Source organism: Planococcus rifietoensis (genome assembly GCF_001465795.2).
Lineage (GTDB): Bacteria > Bacillota > Bacilli > Bacillales_A > Planococcaceae > Planococcus > Planococcus rifietoensis.
The window spans coordinates 296,457-318,582 of record NZ_CP013659.2; the positions used below are offsets into that span (position 1 = coordinate 296,457).

Below are 22,126 nucleotides of genomic sequence, written 5' to 3' on the forward strand. Positions count from 1 at the left end.
AAAAAGGGAAGCAAATCGATTGGATTTGCTTCCCTTTCCTATTTTTTTAGACTAGCTTTCGATGGTCTTGATGACGACTGCCGGATTGCCGCCGACGACGGTGTTCGCCGGCACGTCTTTCACGACGACCGCGCCGGATGCGATGACGGCATTGTCGCCGATCGTGACGCCCGGGTTGATGACGGCCCGCCCGCCGATCCAGACATTATTGCCGATGCGCACCGCTTTGCCGAATTCGACGCCGGCGAGCCGCTGTTCGATATCGAGCGGATGGGTCGCCGTATAGATATGGACGCCCGGCCCGACCAGGCAATTATCGCCGATGCGGATGTCGCAGACGTCGAGGAACACGCAGTCGAAATTGGCGAAGAAGTTATGCCCGACATGGATATTATAGCCATAATCACAGCGGAAGTTCGGCTCGATATACAAATGATCGCCGCTCGAGCCGAGCAATTGGCTCATGAAGCGCTTGCGCTCCTGGCCATCGGTTTCCATCGATTTATTGAACAAACGCAAAAGCCTTTTGGCATTGACGCGCTCGCGCACGAGTACCGGATCGTCCGCCCGGTAAAGCGCACCGGCGAGCATCTTGTCTTTTTCTGTATGCATCCAAATCCCTCTTTTCCGTTCAAATTAAAAGCCGAATAACCGCCTCGCAATAAAGGCGAATGCCGCAACTGCGGTAATGAACGCTGCGACGAAAAACGCTACGGCATAGGACACCAGATTGCCCGGCAGCACCGATTCAGCGATTTCAAAGAAATAAAAATGGATCGCGACCGGTTCTGTGGCATGGCGCATCAGCCATACTTGGACGCCTTTGACGGCAAACAGGATACTGATGGCCAAAAGGACCGAAAACGCTGTCCAGCGAATGCCTTTCCACATAGAACTGCCTCCCCTATTCATGATATGGATATTATAACAGAATAGAAAAACGAGCCGTCATGAAGTTTTCGAATTCTTTGAAAAATTTACATGCAATTAACGTGAAAGACTTTATAATATAGGAAAGGAGTGGAATCAATGAAAACGATCAACCGAACCATTAAAACGGATCAAGGCCAAGCGATCAACTACAGCCTTGTCCTGAACCAAGACCAAACGAGAAAACTCGCGATTTTCCTGCCGGGTATCGGCTATACAGCGAAAAGTCCGCTATTCCATTACACGGAGCGGCTGCTTGCGGAACAGGAATACGACATCCTGCGCATCAATTATGATTACAACAACCCGCTTTATAACGAGTACACGATGGCGGAAATCGAAGAAGCGGTCAAATACGACGTCAAGCAAGTCATCGACCGAGTGTTGAAAGGCAGCATCTACGAAAAATTCTTCCTTGTCGCCAAATCACTCGGCACGATCGCGCTTGCCAATGAGCTCGAGCGCAAGAAATTCAAAGGCGCGAAAACCGTCTGGCTGACGCCGCTCATCAAGCATGAGGACATTTTCCAGGCGATGAAAGAATGCCAGAATCCGGCGCTGAGCTTTATCGGCGACAAAGATCATTATTACGACCGCAGCCGGATGGAAGAACTCCAAGCCAATAAGGAGTTGGATTCGCACGTCCTAAAAGACGTCAACCATGGAATGGACTTCATCGGCGACCCGTTAAAATCAATCGATGTCTTAAAGGCCGTCATCACCGATATCCACGCTTTCTCGAAAAAAAGCATCGAACATGCGTAATGAACTGCCGCCCACTGAGGCGGTTTTTTTATGCCGTTTTTCAAGCAGCGCGACGGGGTATAGTTTCTCCAAAAGGAGGGTGCAGTATGGCATTCGATTACGATTTGGACTATAAGAATTTGGACTTGCGGAAAAACCCTGAACTGTACCGCGTCGGCAAAGGCGAGCAGGGCGTGTTGATGGTGGAACCGTACAAAAGTGAAATCCTCCCCCATTGGCGATTCAAGACGCCGGACATCGCCCAGGAATCGTGCGACAAAATTTCAGAGCTATTCGAAGAATACCGCGAAAAGGATGATTTCGTCGGCATGGACATGGCCCGCAAATTCATCCAAATGGGCTACACCCGCGCACGGCGCTACACGAATTACAAAGGCGGCCGCAAATACAACGAAGACGGTTCGATCAAAGACCGCGAGATCAATGAAGAAAAAGCTGAATCCGCTGCGATCTTCAAAAAACGCTGGGACGAGATTCGAGAAGACGAAGATTATTTGCGCCGCAAAAAGGAGCACCAGAAAAAATACGGCTGAAGCGGTTCAGGCGTGAAACAGAGACACTCATCAAACGTCGAATAAACGAGACGAAAGGGGGAGCGTGCGAATGAATCGGTTGTGGAAAACGATTGTCTTGATTGCCGCGATACTGCTGCTCGGGGCATGTAGCGAGCAGACTTTCAGTAATGGCGAAGAGCCCGGCTCCTATGCCGGCATTTTAATCGTTGAAGGTGAAGAATATGTGTGGGAAGGCGAACTGGAAGGCAGCGAATACAGCGAGTCGGCAAGGATCGGTGCCATCACTCAGTCGACGGCACCGGAAGTCATGCCGATCGCAGATTTTTCTTCCAACTTCCTAGCTGAAGGCGCGGAAGTTTATACAAGCAATGAAGATCCCGACGTGCTTCTCGCGAAACGGCAAGATGGCAGCTGGGATGTGTTCAGAAAAAGTGTTGAGCAAGAATAGTGAAACTGCATCCAGTTGGGTGCGGTTTTTTTTGTGGAATTAAGATGATTGGATGCTTCGTCAATTTGGACGTCGCTGCCTTGCTTTGGGTTGAGCTATGCAGCTGAGATTTTAAATGTTAAATCGTTTTGGCTTTCGATTCAGGCTTCATGATAGTAGTCGCCGCCCGGCTTTGGGTTGGCCTCTTGCAGTGAGCCAAGAAGTACACTTGTCTCACTGTATCGGCTCACCCTTGGCGCTGGGCGGCTGAGACATTTCATTGCATGCTGACTGTTTAGGTAGATCTGCTTCTTTAATCGGTTGCCGGCTAGTGGGGGAATCGCTTCCTAAGGCAGAGCACCTGATCCTACAGCGTTTAAGTCGAAAAGCTAGTGGAGAAATTAACATTCAGAATCGCATTCTCTTGGATCTAAATGATATGAGTTACAGAACAGGAAGCATCTCCACATATTCATTTCCCAGCAAACAGATGCAAAATCGCTAGGGATGGTGTAATCTGAAAGCCAAGCAGATCAACGGAAAAGGATGAACGTATATGAAATCGACTGTCAATGCCAAGGATGTCGCAAAGCTCGCAGGGGTCTCGCAGTCTTCTGTGTCCAGAGTGTTTTTCGACGGAGCGAAAGTTACAGAAAAAACGCGCCAAAAAGTGCTGGCTGCAGCCGAAGAGCTTGGCTACCGGCCGAATGAATACGCTAGAAGCCTGATCACCAACAGTTCAAAAATCATTGGGCTGGTCATGAAAGGCGTTCAGAATCCTTTCTATCCACAAGTCCTCAAGCAATTCACTACTTCATTCAAACAACACGGCTATAGCGTGTTGTTTGTCCATACCAATAATGACGAAATCCAAAGCGAAGACATCGAGACCTTGCTTAATTACAACGTGGCAGGAGTCATCATCACTGATGCGTCGATGTCGATGAACGTCGCAGAAGCATTCCAGGCGAACCATATCCCGCTGGTCTTTTTCAATCGTAAACTGACGAGCAGCCAATTCCACTCGGTGTGCTGCAATAACTTGAACGCCAGCCGGAAAATCGCAGAGTACCTGGTGGAAAGTGGAACGGGGCCGATGGTGTATATTTCCGGAAATGAAGACACTTCGACAAGCCGAGAACGTGAACAAGGCTTTGCGGAAGTGTTGGCGCAACGAGGCATCGCCTACAAAAAGTACAGCTCGGATTTCAGCTATAACGGAGGCTACGAAACCGCTCAGAACATCCTGTCGGAAGGGATGGTTCCGACTGCTGTTTTTGCGGCGAACGATATCATGGCACTCGGCGTCATGGATGCTTTCCGCAAGCAGGGAGTCAAGATTCCGGAACAGGCAAAAGTGATCGGGTTCGACAATATCGAAATGGCTTCTTGGCCAGCGTATGAACTGACGACGTGGGAGCAGCCGATCGAAAAGATGGTCGATGAAACGGTAAATTATTTGTTAGGGGAAATCAGTGAATATACAGGCCAGGCGCAGTCTGTCGAGGTCGAAGGAAGCTTTGTGGAAAGGAAAACTACGTAAACAGTGGTTGACTTTCTGAAATAATTAAAATATTCTTGTTCTTAATAACATATTTGCATACGTATTCAAGTAAGCGCTTTATTCTATTTTGAATACGTATGCAAGAAAATGAAGATGGAGGTTTTCATAATGGTCAAAGTATTGAAAGCAGGCAAATCAGCAGAAGAAGTGAGTGCAAACGATTCAAAAGTTTCGCAGATCGTTTCAGAGGCGTTAAAAGATGTGGAAACGCGCGGCGATGCGGCGGTTCGTGAACTGTCCGAGAAATTCGATAAATGGGCACCTGAATCATTCCGCTTGTCGGATGCGGAAATAAATGAAATCGTTTCCAAAGTTCCAGAGAGCGTCATCGAAGACATCAAGTTCGCACAAAAGAACATCAAAGCGTTCGCCGAAGCGCAGCTCGATTCCTTGAATGATGTGGAAGTGGAACAAATTCCAGGCGTCATTTTGGGACATAAAAACATTCCGGTCAACAGCGTCGGCTGCTACATTCCAGGAGGGCGCTATCCAATGGTCGCTTCCGCTCATATGAGCGTTTTGACGGCTAAAGTGGCAGGCGTCAAACGCGTCATCGCGTGCACACCGCCTATTAACGGCGAGATTCCACATGCGACTATCGCAGCTATGTCCCTTGCCGGAGCGGATGAAATTTACCTACTTGGCGGCATTCAGGCAATGGGCGCGATGGCGATCGGCACGGAAACGATCGAAGCGGTCGATATGATCGTCGGGCCAGGCAACGCGTTTGTTGCGGAAGCGAAGCGCCAGCTTTACGGCCGCGTTGGCATCGACTTGTTCGCAGGGCCGACCGAAACTTTGGTCGTTGCCGATCATACGGCGGATGCGGAAATGGTCGCAACGGACATTCTCGGACAAGGCGAACATGGGCCGACTTCACCAGGCGCATTAATCACGACTTCAGAACAACTCGCAAATGAAACCGTCAAAGAAATTGAACGCCAATTAGAGACTTTGCCGACAGCAGACGTCGCGCGCGTGTCATGGGACGATTACGGCCAGATCCTGCTTGTCGATTCCATCGAAGAAGCACGCATCGAAGCGGACCGTTTGGCGTTTGAGCACGTTGAGATCCTGACGGAAGACCCGGATTATTTCCTAGAGCATATGACCAATTACGGCTGCTTGTTCCTCGGGCCGGAAACGAATGTGGCATATGGCGACAAAGTCATCGGCACGAACCATACCTTGCCGACAAAAGGCGCAGCACGCTACACCGGCGGGCTATGGGTCGGGAAGTTCATCAAGACCGTCACATACCAGAAAGTAACGACACCGGAAGCGAGCGCCTATATCGGGGAATATGCCGCGCGCTTGTGCCAATTGGAGAATTTCGCAGGGCATGCCGAGCAGGCACTCCTCCGCGTCAGAAGATACGGCAAGAACTAATTCTATTTAGGTGGTATGGGAGGAATAATAGATGCTCGGTTTAATCGGCATGTTTGGTGGATTGATTTTACTCATTGTCCTGACGATGCGCGGTATGAACTTGCTGATTGCAGCGCCGCTCACGGCATTGTTTGTGGCAGTATTGAACGGTTTGCCTTTATTCCCGCAGCTGGCGGGAGAAGGGGCGGCCAATTATTTGACGAATTACATGGATGGCTTCACCGGCTTTATCGCGTCTTGGTATTTGATGTTCCTGACCGGGGCAATTTTCGGGAAAGTGATGGAAGACACGGGCGCTGCCGACAGCGTATCGCGTTGGATCGTCGGCAAAATGGGCATGAAACGCGCAGCGCTTGCGGTCGTTCTCGCCTGTGCCGTCCTTACATATGGCGGCGTCAGCTTGTTCGTCGTTGCCTTCTCGGTATATCCGATGGCACTCAGCCTCTTTAAGCAAGCGAATTTGCCGCGCCGCTTTATTCCAGCGGCACTCGCTTTTGGCTCGACGACATTCACTATGACGTCTGCCGGATCTCCGGAAATCCAAAACTGGATCCCAATTGAATTTCTTGGCACTTCGCCATATGCCGGCTGGGAAGTCAGTGCGATCGTCGCGGTCTTCATGATGGTCTTCGGTTATTGGTGGCTGACGAAAATGATCAATAAAGCGAAATCAAAAGGTGAAGAGTTCGAGTCGCGCTCGACCGACCCGAACAACGAATCACGTAAGGAGTTGCCAAACCCGCTCCTTAGCATGCTTCCACTCCTGATCGTCCTTGGCTTCTCGTATATTTTCCATGATTCGCTCGGCACTTCTGCGTTGATCATCGCCTTGACCGGCGGAATCATTTCGACGTGCTTGATCAACATCAAATTCATCCGCAATTTGAGTAAAGCACTCGGCGACGGCGCGATGGGGGCGGTCATTGCGATCGCCAACACCGCTGCGGTGGTCGGTTTCGGCGGAGTTGTCAAAGCGACGCCATCTTTTGAAGCAGCCGTCGATGTCATGACCGGCATCCCAGGCAGCCCATTGATCGGTGGGGCACTGGCCGTCGCAGTTATCGCCGGACTCACCGGATCGTCTTCCGGCGGGCAGGCGATTGCGCTTCCTTTGCTCGCGCCTCATTACCTTGATATGGGCGTCGATCCGGAAGCTTTGCACCGGACCGTGTCGATTTCATCCGGCTCGCTTGATTCCTTGCCTCAGGGCGGCTATGTCGTCACGACGATCCGCTCGATCGCAGGGGAAACCCACCGCGACGCTTATCCGGCATTCGGCGCATTGTCTGTCGTCGTGCCGCTGCTCGGGGCTGTACTTGCTGTGATTTTGTTCTCAATCGGTCTATAAGATTTATATGCCCAACAGCTGTCCCAACCGGAAGTTGTTGGGTTTCCTTATATCATTCATTCTAACAAGAGGTGAACTCATATGGAGAAATTGACAATACTCGGAGCGGGGACGATGGGGCATTCGATTGCCCTGTCCGCCGCTTGGTCCGGCCAGACGCCGACCGTTTACGGCATAAACGAACAAGACGTGGCGAACGCGGACAAAGGCTTGGCGCAGAAACTTGCCGTCATGGCCGACAATGGGTTATTTGATAAAAATGAAGCACAGGAAATCCGCAGCCGAATCCGCTTTACGACATCTCTCGAAGAAGCGATACAGCATGCAACATTCATTCTGGAAGTCGTCCCTGAAAAACTGCAATTGAAACGCGAGTTGTACAAGCAACTGGAAGGTTTGGTCGATCCGTCGGCCATTATCGCGAGCAATACGTCCGGCTTTAAGCCTTCGCTGCTCGCTGAGGAGATGGCACATCCAGGGCGCTTCATCGTCGCCCATTTCTGGAATCCAGGACATTTGATTCCGCTTGTCGAAGTTGTTAATGGCGAACAGACCGAAGTGGAGACGACCAAGCGCACGATGGCTTTATTAAAGTTGATGAATAAAAAGCCGATTTTGTTGAACAAAGAACTGCCGGGATTCATCGGCAACCGCCTGCAATACGCACTGTTTCGTGAAGCACAGGCGCTGTTGGACGCGGGCGCTGCGAGCAAGGAAGACATCGATGCCGCGGTAACATACAGCATTGGGCGGCGGCTTCCGGTGACAGGGCCTTTAATGACAGCAGACATGGGAGGACTCGACGTGTTCTCGGCCATCTCGAATTATTTATTCGAAGAGTTATCGGACGATCAGCGCTCTGGGGAAATCTTGTCGCAGTTAGTCGAACAGCGAAAGCTCGGCGATAAAACCGGCGAAGGCTTCTACAACTGGGAGCCAGAAGTGTCCGAAGAAATCAACCGCAAACGCGAACAAACCTTAATCCAGTTTTTGAAAAACGATTTGGAACAGGAGGGCTAAGATGAATAGCTATTTCTCGGAACTGAAAGGGCAGACGGTCGTCGTCACCGGCGGCAGCAAAGGCCTCGGAAAAGACATTGCGCTGACGTTCGTTGAACTCGGCGCAAACGTCGCGATTTCCGGAAGAAACCAAGAAGCGCTCGATGCCACGCTCGAAGAACTGCGCGCCCATAACCCAAACTGCCTCGCGGTCGCAGGGGATTTGAGCGATATTAGTGAAGTGAGAAAATTGATCGACACCGCTGCAACTGAGTTCGGCACAATCGATGTGCTCGTCAATAACGCCGGTGTCAATATTGCGAAGCCTGCGATGGAAGTAACGGAAGAAGATTGGGATACGGTGCTCGACTTGAACTTGAAATCCGCCTTTTTTGCGAGCCAGGCGGCAGCGAAATACATGCTTGCACAAAACAGCGGCCGCATCATCAACATCGCGTCGCAAATGGCGTTTGTCGGCTACATCAAGCGCGCCGCTTATTGCTCGAGCAAGGGCGGCATGGTGCAGATGACCAAAGCGCTTGCGGTCGAATGGGCTAAGCACGGCATCCGCGTCAACGCCGTTGCACCGACATTTGTTGAGACGGAGTTTACGGAGAAGCAATTCGAGGACGCCGCATTCAAAGAAGACGTCAACCGCCGCATCCTGTTCGACGGCCTGTCGCAGCCGAAAGATACATCCGGCGCGGTGTTGTATTTGGCGTCTAATCTATCGAACTTCGTAACTGGCGAGACGATCAAAGTCGACGGTGGCTGGACAGCGATTTAAGAAGAGTGGTTTTATACTTCTTGGGTGGCATGTAGATGAAGGTAGCTAGGGTTTGGGTGTGAAGAAATTACGATGTGCTAATTGTGCATGCTATTGGTAGTCGCTGCCTTGCTTTGGGTTGAGCTCCCGCAGTAAGCCAAGAAGGACACTTGTCTTACTGCTTCGCTTCACCCTTGACGCTCGGTAGCTGAGAGATTTCATTGCAGGCAGGCTGTTTAGATTGTTGTGCTTCTCTAATCAGTTGCCGGCTAGCGGGGGAATCGCTTCCCGGGACAGGCTTGAAGTAGATAGTGAGAGTTTGCATGTCAAACTGCTTTGGCATTCGATTTGGGTGTCATGTGGGTTGTCGCTGCCTTGCTTTGGGTTGAGCTCCCGCCGTAAGCCAAGAAGAACACTTGTCTTACGGCTTCGCTTCACCCTTGACGCTCGGCAGCTGAGACATTTCATTGCATGAGGCTGTTTAAATTATTCTGCTTCTGTAGTCAGTTGCCGGCTAGCGGGGAAATCGCTTCCTGGGATGTAGCGACCGGCACGTTGATGCTTGAGTTGAGAATTTTGGTGATGGATCATAACTAAGTATCCTCTATATACCAAAGATGACTTGAACTATAGAATGTAAGGCGATTTCACACTTTCTATCGAGTGGACAGAAGAAATTTTCTTCATCTCTAAAGCTAGAGACGGAGTGGAAGGGGGCTGACGCCTGTGGGACCGCGCGGGCTGGCGAGACAAACGTGGCGCGCTCTTCGCGGCACGTTGGCTCAACACCCGCCCCCGGGCAGCTGAAAGCGCGACGTCCTGTCGCATCAGCTGCATGACTCGCATCCTGCGAGCCCCAAGCAGCCCCCTGTAACGCAGTCGAAAAGCGGAAGCTTTTCCTATCACTTCATTTCACATGCCTGCATAGTGTTGCAGAGTCTGATGATCTATCATATCTCCACAGAAAAAGCCTCCCGACATCGCCGGGAGGCTTTTGTTAATTATGCTTCTTGTGGGTTCAAGGCTTCTTCTGTTTCCAAGCCATGCTTTTTCTCGGATTCTGCGACCATTAATGCGCAAGCCGCGTCACCGGAGATGTTGATTGCTGTGCGGGACATATCAAGCAAGCGGTCGATTCCGAGTACAAGGCCGATGCCTTCGACTGGAAGCCCGACACTCGATAAGACCATCGCGAGCATGATCAAGCCGACGCCTGGAACTCCGGCAGTCCCGATACTGGCAAGTACTGCCGTCAAGACGACCGTTAATAATTGGCCGAGCGTCAAGTCGACCATGAAGGCTTGCGCGATGAACATCGTCGCGGCACCTTGCATGATCGCCGTACCGTCCATGTTGATTGTCGCGCCGAGCGGCTGGACAAATGAACTGATCGACTTCGGAACTTTCAAGTCACGCTGCGCCACTTCCATCGAAACCGGAAGCGTGCCCGTGCTGCTTGATGTACTGAAGGCGACCGTCATGGCTGGCATAAAGGTTTTGAAAAACCAGATTGGGCTTTTCTTTGCCAGGAAATAGACAGTGCCGCCGTATGTAAAGGCTGCGTGAATTAACAAAGCACCGATAACGACGAGCATATACGAACCCATCGCTTGAATAGCGGCGAGGCCTTGCGAACCGATCGCTGTGGCAATCAAGCCGAAGGTACCGTACGGGGCAAAACGCATGACGATTCCGACGAGATACATCATCACATCATTGCCTTGTTCGACGAGGCTCAAAATGCCTTTTGTCTTGTCGCCAAGCGCTGTAAGGGCAAGCCCGACGAAGACCGCGAAGACGATAATCTGAAGCATATTGCCTTCGGTCATGGCTTCAAGCGGGTTTTTCGGAATGATATTGAGCAGCGTGTCAGCGATGGACGGCGCATCTTCCGGGCTGTAGGTTGCCGCGTCGATATCGAAATCACCTGCTGCGCCTGGCTGGACGATCGTTGCAAGCCCGAGGCCGATGACAATCGCGATGGTGGTCGTCACCAGGAAATACGAGATCGTTTTGATGCCGATGCGTCCAAGCTTCGACGGATCGCCAAGCCCAGCGGTACCGAGGACGATTGACAAGAACACAAGCGGTACGACGAGCATGCTGATGAGGGCAAGGAAAATCTGCCCGACCGGCACGAAGACGTAAGGATTGAGTATTGCGAAAACTTCCGGTGCAAAAAGATTTAAAAGCAGTCCTGTGATCGCACCTAAGATCAAAGCACTGATGACTTTAAATGTTAAGCCTCTCTTTTTCTTCAATTCATCCACCAACTTTCTTCATTTAAGGAAACGCATAAAAACAAGTGTAACCGAAGCGGAACAAAATCAACAGTTTCAACAGACCTTATAGCTTGGGAAGCGATTTCCTAAAAAACTGCAACTATTACCATAGCTCTGTCGTCAAAAATGATAGAATTACGGCGAAAAGAGGTAAAAATATGGTCAAGAAAGCAGTCATCGCAGGCGGTACAGGGTTTATCGGAACGTATTTGAAAGAAAAATACGAGCGGCTCGGCTATCTCGTTTACATCATTTCACGGCACTCGGAGCATATTCAATGGGACGACACAGACAGCATGAGAGATGCGCTTGACGGGGCGAAGTTGGTGATCAACCTTGCGGGGAAATCAGTCAATTGCCGTTACACGGAAACGAATAAACGCGAGATTTTTAATTCACGCACCGAGACGACCGAATCGCTTGGACGGGCGATCGAAGCGTGCGGCATCGCCCCTGAATTGTGGGTCAACGCCAGCACCGCAACGATTTACCGCCATGCAGAAGACCGCCCGATGACTGAGGACGGCGGTGAGATCGGGCGCGGATTTTCCGTAGAGGTCGCAAAAGCTTGGGAAGATAGCTTCTTTTCATTCCAACTGCCCGATACGCGCCAAGTCGCCTTGCGCATCGCGATTGTCCTGGGAGACGGCGGCGTCATGGAGCCGTATCGCAAGCTCGTGAAATATGGGCTCGGCGGCAAGCAAGGCAGCGGCCGCCAGATGTTCAGCTGGATCCACATTGAAGATCTGTACCGGACCGTGCGTTTCATGCAGCACCGCGATGAACTCTCGGGCGTCTTCAACGCTTCCGCTCCGAATCCTGTGGCGAATAAAGAATGGATGAAGGCGATGAGACAATCGATGAACCGCCGGACCGGTCTCCCGGCATCGAAATGGATGCTTGAAACAGGGGCGGCTGCGCTTCGGACCGAGACGGAATTGATTTTGAAAAGCCGCTGGGTCGTGCCGGAACGGCTCGTGCGGGAAGGCTTCCGATTCCGCTATCCGAGTGTCGGAAGTGCATTGGCTGATTTGAATAATTAACAGACTTGCAGACATTCAAGAGAATGTCTGTATTTTTATGCGCACTGGTGCACCAGGTAGGGTATGCTAGGAAAAGATTGATAGAAAGAGAATGTGGGGGAAAGTAATGAGACAACGTTGGGAACCGATGCACACAGCTAAAGTATTTGTCGAAACGAATTTCCGCCATTGCCGCGGTGCGCTACTGGCAGGGAGTGTGGTGCGCGGACAGGAGACGGCGACGTCGGATCTGGACATCGTCGTATTCGATGAAACTTTGATGAGTTCGTATCGTGAATCGATGATTTTTTATGGCTGGCCGATTGAAGTATTTGTCTATAATTTAAGTTCGTACAAGGAATTTTTTGAAAAAGACCGAAAAGCCGCGAAACCGAGCATGCCGCGCATGGTCAGCGAAGGCATTGTCTTGAAAGATTCCGGCATTATGGAAAGCATCCAGCAAGAAGCGAAAGCATTGCTCGAAGCAGGGCCGGAAGCGTGGAGCTCGGATACAATCCGCACGAAACGCTATTTCATCACCGATGTGCTGGACGACCTGCGGGGCAGTGACGACCGGAAAGAACGGCTGTTTTGCGTCAATACGCTTTCAGATTTGGTGAGTGAATTCATTTTGCGCACAGAACAAAAATGGATCGGCTCATCCAAATGGGTCATCCGTTCACTTGAAGCGCATGATCACGAACTGGCTGTCCGGTTTGTTGAAGCATTCGAGCATTTTTACCGGACTGATGAAACGGCGCATATTATCGAGTTCGTCGAAAGCGTGCTGGAGCCTTACGGTGGCCGCTTATTTGACGGGTTTTCGATCGGGAAAGCGGAAGCTGAGAGGAAGACGGAAAAGCTTTGAAGTTGTGATTTTGAAAGTAGATGAATCATGTAAGAAGTGATAGGAAAAGCTTTCGCTTTTCGACTGCGTTCCAGGGGCACGCTTTCCGGAGGGCTCGCATTGAGCCGCTTCGTCGCTGCGCTCCTGCAGGGTCTCAATTGTCTCGCTGGTCCTCCCGGAGTCGGCCCCCTCCACTTCGTCTCTAGTTTTAGAGTATAGGACCTCTGCTTCAGCATACTCAATATGAGATGTAGAAGAGCATCATGCTTTGCAGCTCAAGTTGCCCTAATCACAGGGCTTACAGTTATTCAATCAAGTACGTCTATAATGAAATGAAATTCGCCGTCCACTGATCATCAGGGCGGCGAATTTTAATGTAAAATAAATAAAACCTTTCTATATTAATCGAGAGCTTTCATAAAAAAACACCGCTAAAAGCGATGTCAGTTGTCAGTCGTTAATAGTAAATTTTCAGTTTGGCCATTCCATGTAATTTCTACTTCAATTTCCTCGTCCTCTTGAATAACCGCACATCCTCCACAAGAACCATTGGCAATGCTAGCAACGTTATCGGATAAAGTTATTCCAGTACCTTCTGAACCTCCTGAATTAGCTTCGAGTTTGTACTCTATTGTTTCAGGGGCTTGACCATCGCCGGTAAATTTAACTGTGCCGTCTTCTACTTGATTTGTCCCATCAGAAACGTCCACAACATAAAACACATCCCAGTTTTCACTGCTGCCCGAGAAGTTGTATCTATCGCCATCTACACATCCACTTAAAATGAATAGAAGCACCAACAGCCCGCTTATTTTTTTCACAAATATTCCCCCTATTTAGTATTTGATGTTTGTTTAATGGCATCAATTTCCTCTTCTTCATTATTATACCTTAAAATTCAGAAAACATTTACTATTATTTAAACAATAACAAGCTCTAGGTGAGGGGATTTTATAAGGAATTTTAGTATAAAGTCTATCAACAAAACCGCCCAGACGGATCTGGGCGGTTGTTTTAATACATTTCCAAACGCTGCAATTCCTGTCCGTCTGCATCGAGCAATTGGAGCGGGATCGGGCGTTCTTCTGGTGCGTTTTCGATGAACCAGACCGCTTTTCCGGCGAGTCCAGTTTCTTCCATTAATTCGCCCGGGAAGCGCTCGCCAAGCAATAGTTGATCAGCTGGAACCTCGCCGATCTGCACGTGGCGCCCGTCAGCCGGGTCAAACAGTCCGTAGACCAAGCCGTCGCTGCTCATATAGCTGTCGATGCGATCCGGGTCGTCGAGTGAGGGGATGGTAGCTTCGCTTCGCGTCTCGAGTCGCCAGCCAAACCACGATTCGGTTGCAGTCGCCGCCCCGAAATTATCGTCGCCGCGGATGAAGAAAAATAATGCGCGGCCGTTCAATTCGTAGATCGGCGTCAATACAAGGTCATCATCACCATCGCGCACTGCCTGTTCCGCTGTATCGACTGTATCCGAACTCCACACGAGCGCGATGATCAACGCTGCGGCGAGCACGAGGCCGAGCAGCACGAGCATGCGTTTTTGAATCAAATTATTCAGGGTCATTCACCATTTCCCCTTCCGTTTCACGATGCTTCCATTATACGGTATTTCGCCGGATAGGGTGAAATGAAAAAATAACACAAAACGTTTCAAACGTTTTCTGGAACGGTGAAAAACCAGCTGGCTCATTATGAATAATCAATGGTGGCACCGTTTTACATAAAAACTGAGTAGGCGGATGCAGTGGTTTGTAGAAGCGTCCGCTCGACTCCAGTGGATCAGCGAGACGACTGAGATCCCGCAAGGCGCAAAGCGACTGAGGAGGCTTGGGCGCGAGCCCACGGAAAGCGAGCGGTAAGCTTCGGAAAACCAGGTTTATCGATTGCATAAAAAACGCCCGGATGCGCCCGGGCGTTTTTCGTCAGTCTTTTTCGGTCAAGAACGTAATAACCGCAAACAATAAGAACGCGAGCAGCAAAATTGTGCCGCCTGCGATGAAGAAAATCAAGATGAAGGTTTCATTCATATTGAACGGATTCAAATTATAGAACCACATGCCGGCGGTCAAGCCGATTGCGCCGATCATCGCGAGAAAGCCGTGAATGGTGACGAGCTTTTTGTACTTGACCGTATATAAGCGGTAGAAGACGCCCCAGGCAAAAACCGAGAGCCAGCCGACGAGCAGGATGTGGGCGTGGATTGGGCGCAGCGCATAATCCATCTGTCCCGCCATATGCGATCCAAGATAGGTTCCGATAAATCCGAAGATGGCCGAAAACTGGATCAAGCGCAAGCTCCATTTTTTCTCCAAAGTATTGTTGCGCGGTGTAGCTGTGTTGTTCATGAAAATCCTCCTATAGCTTTAGGGCGCCGCGGCGAAATGGGCCGCAACATCCCTGAGTTCGTATGACTGTATCATACCGCACGAATATAAACGCTATATGAACGGGGCGTGACAGATCATCGACAATTTTCTTTACGGCGTTTCGCTTTGGGACAAGGGTTCAGCGATTTCGTGTTTCTGCTTCGTATCCTTCAATCCTTTTGTGAGGCGGTAGATGATCCAAGCGGTGAGCAGCGTGCTGATGATCAAGACGATGATATTGGCGAACGCTTTCGCTTCAATATCCGCAGCTGTGTTGACGATAAACCAGTCGATTGCGAAAAACTCATGAATTGGCACATAGATCGATAAAGCCGCGAGTGCATTATTAAGCATGTGGAAGAAAATCGGCAGCAATAAATTGCCGGTGCGCAAATACAACAGAGATGCGATGATGCCGAACAAAAATGAGCCGACAAAATCGAGATGCAACACGCCGAACATCAAACTCGAAATCAAAATGCCGCCCCACATCGAGGTTTTCGCCGCAATCCGGGTCAAGAACACGCCGCGGAAAACGAATTCTTCCACGATCGGCGCCAAGATCACGAGCGTCAGCAGCATGAAATACTCATACCCGACACCGCCCGGGGTTTCGACTGGCGTCAGCAAAAATTCCGCAAGCCACGGAAACGCCGGATAAAGTATCGCGAGCTGCAGCCAGAACATCGTCAGCGAGAACGCGATCGATACAAGCACCATGCCCGTAATGCCGGGAAGCCATGGCTTGACGCCTTTGGTCGTTAAGACTTCGCTAAGCGAAAAATCGGGGTTTTTGCTCCAATAATAATGAAAGAAAAAGTACGGGACTACAATGTAAAAGGCAATCTGTACCGCGATTTCAGTCGTAACGGGATCCGCGCCGATCAGCATGAAGATGATCAAAGTCGCGATGACGCCGAGGATAGTGAAGAGAATCAAATAACGCGATTTCATTTCAGCGAACATAAATGGCCTCCTTTTCTTCCTTAATTATACGGAAGATGGGGCGGTTTGTTTCATAATGAATGAGATTCTTCGTTTTATTAAGTGTATTTCGCAATATTTTTCCTAAAGTGAGTTGAACGAACGGAAAGCGTCTGCCCGGAGCGATTTCGAACTTTCAAACCCCTAATCCAAAAATTTCCGTATTGAAGCAAGCGGTTTCAGGGTAAGATGGTAAAAAGGGCTAAGGAGACGGAGGGGTAAAAATGGGAAGAGTGAAGCTGTGGATGATCGGAATGGGCGCTGCGCTGACGCTTGCGGCGTGTTCAGACGAGGAAGCGGAAGTGCCGGCGCCGGAAGAAGCGGAACCGGAGACGGTCGCATCGCCAGAACCGCGTGCAGAGCAATTCATGGAATTGTGGCAAGCGGGCGAATACGATACGCTGTACGAAGAATTTCTGACCGACCGGACCAAAGAAGCATTCGGCGAAGAGACGTTCATTGACTGGCAAGTGGAACTTGAAGAGCAATTGTCCTTATCGGAGCGCGAAATCGATTGGCAATTGGGCGAAGAGCCGTGGCTGAAAAACGAGCCGGCGGATATTCCTCTGACGATTTCGATGGACAGCGTCATCGGCGAAATCGAATTCGATAAGACACTGAGTTTTGTCTACGAGGAGACGGAAGAAGCTGAAGCAGGCGAATGGTTCGCAGAATGGGATCCGTCTTTCATTTTGCCAAATCTGTCTGAAGACGATAACGTATTCGTGCAAATTAGCGATACCGAGCGCGGCGAAATCGTCGACCGCAATGGCAAGGTCATCGCCGGCAATACGGATGCCTACGAAATCGGTGTCGTCCCGGGGAATTTCGACCGCGATGATTACACGGAACGGCTCGCCGGGCTTTTGGATTTGTCCGTCGAAGACATTGACGCAGAACTCGAAAAGCCATGGGTCCAGCCGCACCATTACGTGCCGCTTGGAACTGTTGGGCCAGACCGCGAGAAATTGAACCGCCTGTTTGCGATTCCCGGAACCAAGCGCACGAAAGTGACGATGCGTCATTATCCGTACGGCAAATCGATGGCACACTTGACTGGCTATATCGCGCCGATCACCGCTGAACAGTTAGAAGAGCGCAGCGGCCAAGGGTATGGCCAAGGCGATATCGTCGGCCGTGAAGGCTTGGAAGAAATCTTCGAAACTGCATTGCGCGGAAAACGAGGCGGCAAGATCTTGATTGAAAAGACCGCACAAAACGAAACGATCACCGCCGTCGACAACTCGTCGGCAGCCGGCGAGACGGTGGAACTGACAATCGATGCCGATTTGCAGCAGGACGTCTATCAGGAAATGGGTGGGGAACCGGGCGCTGCAGCCGCGATCGACCCGTACACGGGCGAGACGCATGTGCTGGTCAGTTCGCCGGCTTACGACCCGAATGATTTCATTCCAGGAATCAAGGAAACGCGCTTCCGCCAGCTCACCAATGATCCGGACCAGCCCTTCTTCAACCGGGCAGCCGCCGCATATCCGCCGTCCTACTTGATGCAGCCAGTTACTGCGGCCGTTGCTATGAAGCAGGGAACGTTGGATCCGGCGGAAGGCATCGAGATCGACGGGGAGACGTGGCAGAAATTCCCGTCATGGAATGATTTCCGCATCACCCGTCCGAATCCGGGCGTCAAAAATCCGATTGATTTGGAAAAAGCGCTCGTCCATTCCGACAGCATTTACTTTGCGATCCAGGCCACTAATATGCCAGACGATAGCTTTTTAGAAGGCTTGAATGAATTCGGCTTCGGCACTACCTTCGATTATCCGGTGCCGCTTGCAGCTTCGCAAATCTCGGAAAGCGGAACGTTCGGCTCAGAAGGCCAGCTCGCGAGTTCTGCATCCGGCGAGAGTCAAGTGCGCATGAACGTTCTCCATGCAGCGCTCATGTATGGCACATTTTTAGCAGACGGCGAAATGAAAAAGCCGATTTTGTTCGGAGACGCAGAAGAAGAAAATTTGAAACAAGAGCTCCTCAGCGCCGAACAAGCGGAAATGGTCCGCACAGCACTCGTCCAAGCCGGTGAAGAAGACGGCCACGGCCTTGCAGGCAAGACAGCTGTCATCAAAACCGATGATGGCGATATGGGCTGGTTCGCCGGCTACGACCCGAACGTCGGTAATTTAAGTGCAGCGGTCATGATGGAAGATGAGAAAGACGCAGCGGCTATCGCGGGCGCATTGTTCAGCGATGACTAAACAGGGAGAGGTGGACATGAAAAGCTTTGCGACGCACGACGAACAGCTCGCGATCTTAAAAAGCCGTGGACTCATTGTAGAAGACGAAGCAGCCGCAAGACGCGTGCTATCGCGCGACAATTATTATGCACTGATTGACGGATACAAGGAACCGTTCCTTGAGCGCGATGAAACGAAAAACCCGTACGGCCAAGAACTGTACGAAGCCGGCACGACGTTCAATCATATTCTCGCGCTGTACCAATTCGACCGCAAATTGCGCTTGTTATTGCTCGGGGAACTGTTGAAATTCGAACGCAGCATCAAATCCAAGCTCGCGTACCGGTTTTCCGAACGCTTCCAAGAAGTTGATAGCTTTCTCGACAGCGCGAATTACAGTCCGGATGAAATTCATTTCCATGAACGCGACCGCATCACCGCAACGCTCAATAACTTGATCGAAAGCCACAGAAAGCGCCACCGCGTGCGCTATCCGGAGCTTCGCGAGTTTTACGAAAAACACAAGAACTTGCCGCTATGGGTGCTGGTCAATTTCCTTTCGCTCGGCCAGATTACGAACTTTTATACGGTCATTGACCAGGACTTGCGTACGCGCATCGCGCAGGATTTCGCAGAGGACGCAAGAGAACAGGGCATCACACTGCGTGCAGCGGAGCTTGATGAGATCCTATCAATCGTCTTTCCGTTTCGCAACAAGGCGGCGCACGAAGAAGTGCTGTATTCGTTCCGCTTAAGGTCTCCGCTTGAACTGGGCAAGCTCGAAGCGCAATTGCATCAGGAAAAAGGCTATATCATACGTGGCACAACCGCTTCATTAATTAAGTTGTTGAAAGTGGTGTCACCGCCTGATGAATATGAAGCGTTCACGCGCGAACTGTTGGAATTGATCCGGAGCTTGGAAGAAGCTTTGCCGGAAAGGCCATACGTGTGGATTATGAAAGATGCGGGATTCCGTGAATAAGAAAAGGCCTGGTCCGCGGACCAGGCCTTTTGCATATTATAGACTTTGCGATTTTTGGTAGCTACGTATGCTGCGTTCAATCGCTGGGCGCGTAATCGAGAACACCGCACAGCCAAGCGCAACCAGTACAATCACCGCGCCGACCCAAGCAGTGCTGGTGACGGAGCCAGTCTGCGTCAAGGTGAGGCCGCCGACTGCGGAGCCGAGCGCGATGCCGACTTGCAGTGCGGAGTTATTGAAGCTCTGCTGGATGTCGGATGTGGCCGGGTCGGTTTCAATCAAATAACTTTGCTGCGGCGGGGCAAGTGCCCAGCTGAGCGCTGCCCAAATGACCATCACTGGCAAAAAGATGACGAGCGAGAAAGTCGTGAACGGAAGGACGAACAAAGAGACAGCGAAAGCCGAGATGACGATCAAAATGCTTTTCTTTGAACCGATCGAATCGGACAAAGAGCCGCCGATTGCGCCACCGCTCACTGCTGCGATGCCGAAGATCAAATAACAAGCACTGACCCAGAATGGGCTAAGTTGCATGGTCGTTTCCAAAAACGGCGTGAAGTACGCATAAACTGTGTAATGCCCAGCAAGCATGAATAGCGTCGCGAGGTGGGCCGTACCGATTTTCGCACTTGCGACCGCTTTTAATTGCTGCTTAAGCGGAATCGCCGTGCCTCCAGGAATCGGCTGGAGGTAAAGCGCGATCAACGCCATCGAACCGAGCGACAGGGCTGCGATCGCAAGGAAAATGACGCGCCAGCCGAATGCATCGGCAATCAAAATGCCAAGCGGAACGCCGAGCACGAGCGACGAGCTGATCCCCATAAAGATCAGGCCGATCGCTTTCGCGCGGTAAGGCGGCTCAACGATTTTCGCTGCGATCGTGAGAGATAGGACGACGATAAGCGCCGTACTCGCCGCGGTAATGACGCGCGCGATGATCATCCACGTAAAGTCTGGGCTGAAGAACGTCATGATGTTCCCGAGGAAAAAGATGAACATGGAAATCAAATACACTTTCTTGCGCTCAAAACGGCTGGTTGCAATCAGCAATACCGGTCCGGCGATTGCGTAAATCAAAGCGAACAAGGTGATCAATTGACCGGCAGCGCTCAACGACACATCGAACTCTTCGGCAATGGTTGGCAAGATGCCGCCGACAATCAGTTCGACCAGTCCAACTGCCACTGTGGCCAAGGCTAAAATATAAACTTTCAAATTCATAACATACGCTTCCTTTCGTCTATACAAGTTTTACGGGTTAGCGCCTTTTAATGGATAAGTTACATTGCTAGTACATTCATCAGATATTCCGCAAAACAGCTGGCTTTCCGGGGGGCTCGAGCTGAACTAATTCGGGCTATGCGCCCGAATGGATTTCAGCACTTCGCTGGTCCCCCAGGAGTCTGCGCTGTTTTGCTCCATATCTTTGCTTGTAAACTAAGCGTTCTTCTCATTTATAGGCTTTGTAAGTTCAACTTGTAGAAGTATCGTCAGAAAATAAAAAAATCCTGATTACAGAAAACGAGTGATCGCTTTCTGTAATCAGGATTTTTCGGTTCCTGGTAGAGACCCTTAAGCCGTATTCTTAAGGTTATACAGATAGATTATGGGGGTTATTCACTTTGAACAGCTTACTATATAAACGGGGTTTATGCAAGAAAATATACAATAGACGTCAGACCTCTCCTGAAGAAATGAAACTTAATTCCAGTTCGACCGTAGAATAGACTACCGCAACCAAATCGGTCCACGCGAAAGGAATGAGTTGATGAAAACGATTGGCTATACGTTTCTTATGCTAGGCCTCGTGTTCTCTATCCTCAGCTTCACGGGCGACCAGTCGCCGGCACTGGGCCTGATCTTTATATCAGTCGGCATTACCTATTTCTTTTTGGAGGACGAGGACGAACAAGACGATAAGGACGAAAGCAATTCTTAAGATTTTCCACTATTTCCATTCAATAGCTAGTCACTTTCAGCGAAAGCCTGTATCGTAGATGATAATAAATCTACCGGTACCGGCTTTTTTCATTTTAACAAGGATAGGGGAATACAGATGAACATACTCGTAGTCGAAGACGATCGGACGATCGCTTCCGGCCTGACATATTCTCTTGAGCAAGAAGGCTTCACCACCGTGTTATGCCACACGTCAAAAGACGCCAAGGCTACAATCGAACAACAGCTGTCCGCAATCGATTTATGCCTCTTCGATTTGTCTTTGCCCGACGGCAGCGGCTATGACTTATGCGCGCTTGTGAAAAAGAAAAGCGACATCCCGGTCATTTTCCTGACGGCGTTCGACGATGAAGTGAACGTCGTCATGGGGCTCGATATGGGCGCGGACGATTACATCACCAAACCGTTTCGAGTGCGTGAGCTGTTGTCGCGCATCAATTCCGTGCTGCGCCGCTACCAGCGCCATGCGCAGCCGAAAACGGTCGTCGAACTCGGCGATGTGCACATCAACATGTCGGACGGCAAAGTCCATAAAGCGGGCAATGAAGTTCTCCTCACTGCGTTGGAATACCGCTTGCTGCTCATTTTCGCGAACCACCTCGGCCAAGTGCTGACGCGGGCGCAATTGCTCGACCGCATCTGGGACGTCGGCGGCGATTTCGTCAACGACAATACGCTAACGGTCTACATCAAACGGCTGCGCGAAAAACTGGAAGACGATCCGGCGCGACCGGAACTCATAAAAACAGTCCGCGGCATGGGCTATAAGGCGGGTGAATAA

Annotated in this window: 22 protein-coding genes and 1 riboswitch; of the genes, 14 read left to right on the forward strand and 8 right to left on the reverse strand. The window is 50.6% G+C overall.

What is annotated here, in order from left to right; all coding sequences use genetic code 11:
* Nucleotides 1–51: 51 nt before the first annotated feature.
* Nucleotides 52–612, reverse strand: a complete 561-nt coding sequence (locus AUC31_RS01495; RefSeq protein WP_058381714.1) for a maltose acetyltransferase domain-containing protein — start codon at nucleotides 610–612, stop codon at nucleotides 52–54.
* A gap of 24 nt (nucleotides 613–636) precedes the next feature.
* Nucleotides 637–891, reverse strand: a complete 255-nt coding sequence (locus AUC31_RS01500) for a hypothetical protein (protein WP_058381713.1) — start codon at nucleotides 889–891, stop codon at nucleotides 637–639.
* Between the two features lie 138 nt (nucleotides 892–1,029).
* Here AUC31_RS01500 and AUC31_RS01505 point away from each other — a divergent pair, with 138 nt between their 5' ends.
* The 8 genes from AUC31_RS01505 (at nucleotide 1,030) to AUC31_RS01540 (ending at nucleotide 8,724) form a co-directional block, all read left to right on the forward strand.
* A complete protein-coding gene (locus AUC31_RS01505) occupies nucleotides 1,030–1,695 on the forward strand; it encodes an alpha/beta family hydrolase (protein ID WP_058381712.1) in 666 nt (221 codons plus the stop codon).
* A gap of 86 nt (nucleotides 1,696–1,781) precedes the next feature.
* A complete protein-coding gene (locus tag AUC31_RS01510) occupies nucleotides 1,782–2,228 on the forward strand; it encodes a DUF4385 domain-containing protein (RefSeq protein ID WP_058381711.1) in 447 nt (148 codons plus the stop codon).
* 70 nt (nucleotides 2,229–2,298) lie between these two features.
* The gene (locus AUC31_RS01515) at nucleotides 2,299–2,658 is read left to right on the forward strand and encodes a hypothetical protein (protein WP_058381710.1); all 360 of its coding nucleotides are present in this window, start codon (nucleotides 2,299–2,301) and stop codon (nucleotides 2,656–2,658) included.
* Between the two features lie 535 nt (nucleotides 2,659–3,193).
* Complete coding sequence (locus AUC31_RS01520) at nucleotides 3,194–4,180, forward strand: LacI family DNA-binding transcriptional regulator (RefSeq protein WP_058381709.1); 987 nt, start codon at nucleotides 3,194–3,196, stop codon at nucleotides 4,178–4,180.
* A gap of 129 nt (nucleotides 4,181–4,309) precedes the next feature.
* The gene (gene hisD / locus AUC31_RS01525) at nucleotides 4,310–5,590 is read left to right on the forward strand and encodes a histidinol dehydrogenase (RefSeq protein WP_058381708.1); all 1,281 of its coding nucleotides are present in this window, start codon (nucleotides 4,310–4,312) and stop codon (nucleotides 5,588–5,590) included.
* Nucleotides 5,591–5,621: 31 nt separating this feature from the next.
* Nucleotides 5,622–6,938, forward strand: coding sequence for a GntP family permease (locus AUC31_RS01530; RefSeq protein WP_058381707.1), 1,317 nt, complete (start codon nucleotides 5,622–5,624; stop codon nucleotides 6,936–6,938).
* 81 nt (nucleotides 6,939–7,019) lie between these two features.
* On the forward strand, nucleotides 7,020–7,958 hold the full coding sequence (locus AUC31_RS01535) for a 3-hydroxyacyl-CoA dehydrogenase family protein (protein ID WP_058381706.1): 939 nt from the start codon (nucleotides 7,020–7,022) through the stop codon (nucleotides 7,956–7,958).
* 1 nt (nucleotide 7,959) lies between these two features.
* Nucleotides 7,960–8,724 carry an SDR family NAD(P)-dependent oxidoreductase gene (locus AUC31_RS01540; protein WP_058381705.1) on the forward strand — a complete coding sequence of 255 codons (765 nt, stop codon included), beginning with the start codon at nucleotides 7,960–7,962 and terminating at the stop codon, nucleotides 8,722–8,724.
* Nucleotides 8,725–9,704: 980 nt separating this feature from the next.
* Here AUC31_RS01540 and AUC31_RS01545 read toward each other — a convergent pair.
* Entirely contained in the window at nucleotides 9,705–10,973 is a 1,269-nt protein-coding gene (locus tag AUC31_RS01545; RefSeq protein WP_237150680.1) for a dicarboxylate/amino acid:cation symporter, read from the reverse strand.
* Nucleotides 10,974–11,143: 170 nt separating this feature from the next.
* Between AUC31_RS01545 and AUC31_RS01550 the strand changes: the two genes are divergently transcribed.
* Both AUC31_RS01550 and AUC31_RS01555 read left to right on the forward strand, forming a co-directional pair.
* Nucleotides 11,144–12,028 (forward strand): TIGR01777 family oxidoreductase, encoded by an 885-nt coding sequence (locus AUC31_RS01550; protein ID WP_058381704.1) that lies wholly within the window; start codon nucleotides 11,144–11,146, stop codon nucleotides 12,026–12,028.
* 106 nt (nucleotides 12,029–12,134) lie between these two features.
* Nucleotides 12,135–12,875 carry a nucleotidyltransferase domain-containing protein gene (locus AUC31_RS01555; protein ID WP_058381703.1) on the forward strand — a complete coding sequence of 247 codons (741 nt, stop codon included), beginning with the start codon at nucleotides 12,135–12,137 and terminating at the stop codon, nucleotides 12,873–12,875.
* Nucleotides 12,876–13,297: 422 nt separating this feature from the next.
* Here AUC31_RS01555 and AUC31_RS01560 read toward each other — a convergent pair whose 3' ends face one another.
* The 4 genes from AUC31_RS01560 to AUC31_RS01575 form a co-directional block, all read right to left on the reverse strand.
* Nucleotides 13,298–13,675 carry a hypothetical protein gene (locus AUC31_RS01560; protein ID WP_058381702.1) on the reverse strand — a complete coding sequence of 126 codons (378 nt, stop codon included), beginning with the start codon at nucleotides 13,673–13,675 and terminating at the stop codon, nucleotides 13,298–13,300.
* 193 nt (nucleotides 13,676–13,868) lie between these two features.
* Nucleotides 13,869–14,426 (reverse strand): hypothetical protein, encoded by a 558-nt coding sequence (locus AUC31_RS01565; RefSeq protein WP_058381701.1) that lies wholly within the window; start codon nucleotides 14,424–14,426, stop codon nucleotides 13,869–13,871.
* Between the two features lie 358 nt (nucleotides 14,427–14,784).
* A complete protein-coding gene (locus tag AUC31_RS01570) occupies nucleotides 14,785–15,174 on the reverse strand; it encodes a hypothetical protein (protein ID WP_058383699.1) in 390 nt (129 codons plus the stop codon).
* 165 nt (nucleotides 15,175–15,339) lie between these two features.
* Nucleotides 15,340–16,194, reverse strand: coding sequence for a CPBP family intramembrane glutamic endopeptidase (locus AUC31_RS01575; RefSeq protein WP_058381700.1), 855 nt, complete (start codon nucleotides 16,192–16,194; stop codon nucleotides 15,340–15,342).
* 242 nt (nucleotides 16,195–16,436) lie between these two features.
* On the opposite strand from AUC31_RS01575, the gene AUC31_RS01580 reads away from it, so the two are divergent.
* Together AUC31_RS01580 and AUC31_RS01585 are read left to right on the forward strand one after the other, a co-directional pair.
* The gene (locus tag AUC31_RS01580; protein ID WP_058381699.1) at nucleotides 16,437–18,425 is read left to right on the forward strand and encodes a penicillin-binding transpeptidase domain-containing protein; all 1,989 of its coding nucleotides are present in this window, start codon (nucleotides 16,437–16,439) and stop codon (nucleotides 18,423–18,425) included.
* Nucleotides 18,426–18,441: 16 nt separating this feature from the next.
* Nucleotides 18,442–19,386 carry an Abi family protein gene (locus AUC31_RS01585; RefSeq protein WP_058381698.1) on the forward strand — a complete coding sequence of 315 codons (945 nt, stop codon included), beginning with the start codon at nucleotides 18,442–18,444 and terminating at the stop codon, nucleotides 19,384–19,386.
* Nucleotides 19,387–19,422: 36 nt separating this feature from the next.
* Here the strand turns inward: AUC31_RS01585 and AUC31_RS01590 are convergent, their stop codons facing one another.
* On the reverse strand, nucleotides 19,423–20,607 hold the full coding sequence (locus AUC31_RS01590; RefSeq protein ID WP_058381697.1) for an MFS transporter: 1,185 nt from the start codon (nucleotides 20,605–20,607) through the stop codon (nucleotides 19,423–19,425).
* Between the two features lie 298 nt (nucleotides 20,608–20,905).
* Nucleotides 20,906–21,005: riboswitch (purine riboswitch) on the reverse strand.
* Nucleotides 21,006–21,154: 149 nt separating this feature from the next.
* Between AUC31_RS01590 and AUC31_RS17615 the strand changes: the two genes are divergently transcribed.
* Together AUC31_RS17615 and AUC31_RS01595 are read left to right on the forward strand one after the other, a co-directional pair.
* Entirely contained in the window at nucleotides 21,155–21,325 is a 171-nt protein-coding gene (locus AUC31_RS17615; RefSeq protein ID WP_157073442.1) for a hypothetical protein, read from the forward strand.
* 117 nt (nucleotides 21,326–21,442) lie between these two features.
* On the forward strand, nucleotides 21,443–22,126 hold the full coding sequence (locus AUC31_RS01595; protein WP_058381696.1) for a response regulator transcription factor: 684 nt from the start codon (nucleotides 21,443–21,445) through the stop codon (nucleotides 22,124–22,126).

Bases quoted from the DNA above. Each gene is read 5' to 3' on its own strand.
- AUC31_RS01520 (WP_058381709.1), top strand. From the start codon at position 3,194: ATGAAATCGACTGTCAATGCCAAGGATGTCGCAAAGCTCGCAGGGGTC.
- AUC31_RS01555 (WP_058381703.1), top strand. From the start codon at position 12,135: ATGAGACAACGTTGGGAACCGATGCACACAGCTAAAGTATTTGTCGAA.
- AUC31_RS01495 (WP_058381714.1), bottom strand. From the start codon at position 612: ATGCATACAGAAAAAGACAAGATGCTCGCCGGTGCGCTTTACCGGGCG.
- AUC31_RS01535 (WP_058381706.1), top strand. From the start codon at position 7,020: ATGGAGAAATTGACAATACTCGGAGCGGGGACGATGGGGCATTCGATT.
- AUC31_RS01500 (WP_058381713.1), bottom strand. From the start codon at position 891: ATGTGGAAAGGCATTCGCTGGACAGCGTTTTCGGTCCTTTTGGCCATC.
- AUC31_RS01590 (WP_058381697.1), bottom strand. From the start codon at position 20,607: ATGAATTTGAAAGTTTATATTTTAGCCTTGGCCACAGTGGCAGTTGGA.
- AUC31_RS17615 (WP_157073442.1), top strand. From the start codon at position 21,155: ATGAAAACGATTGGCTATACGTTTCTTATGCTAGGCCTCGTGTTCTCT.
- AUC31_RS01530 (WP_058381707.1), top strand. From the start codon at position 5,622: ATGCTCGGTTTAATCGGCATGTTTGGTGGATTGATTTTACTCATTGTC.
- AUC31_RS01580 (WP_058381699.1), top strand. From the start codon at position 16,437: ATGGGAAGAGTGAAGCTGTGGATGATCGGAATGGGCGCTGCGCTGACG.
- AUC31_RS01575 (WP_058381700.1), bottom strand. From the start codon at position 16,194: ATGTTCGCTGAAATGAAATCGCGTTATTTGATTCTCTTCACTATCCTC.
- hisD (WP_058381708.1), top strand. From the start codon at position 4,310: ATGGTCAAAGTATTGAAAGCAGGCAAATCAGCAGAAGAAGTGAGTGCA.
- AUC31_RS01540 (WP_058381705.1), top strand. From the start codon at position 7,960: ATGAATAGCTATTTCTCGGAACTGAAAGGGCAGACGGTCGTCGTCACC.
- AUC31_RS01510 (WP_058381711.1), top strand. From the start codon at position 1,782: ATGGCATTCGATTACGATTTGGACTATAAGAATTTGGACTTGCGGAAA.
- AUC31_RS01515 (WP_058381710.1), top strand. From the start codon at position 2,299: ATGAATCGGTTGTGGAAAACGATTGTCTTGATTGCCGCGATACTGCTG.
- AUC31_RS01550 (WP_058381704.1), top strand. From the start codon at position 11,144: ATGGTCAAGAAAGCAGTCATCGCAGGCGGTACAGGGTTTATCGGAACG.
- AUC31_RS01585 (WP_058381698.1), top strand. From the start codon at position 18,442: ATGAAAAGCTTTGCGACGCACGACGAACAGCTCGCGATCTTAAAAAGC.
- AUC31_RS01505 (WP_058381712.1), top strand. From the start codon at position 1,030: ATGAAAACGATCAACCGAACCATTAAAACGGATCAAGGCCAAGCGATC.
- AUC31_RS01595 (WP_058381696.1), top strand. From the start codon at position 21,443: ATGAACATACTCGTAGTCGAAGACGATCGGACGATCGCTTCCGGCCTG.
- AUC31_RS01565 (WP_058381701.1), bottom strand. From the start codon at position 14,426: ATGACCCTGAATAATTTGATTCAAAAACGCATGCTCGTGCTGCTCGGC.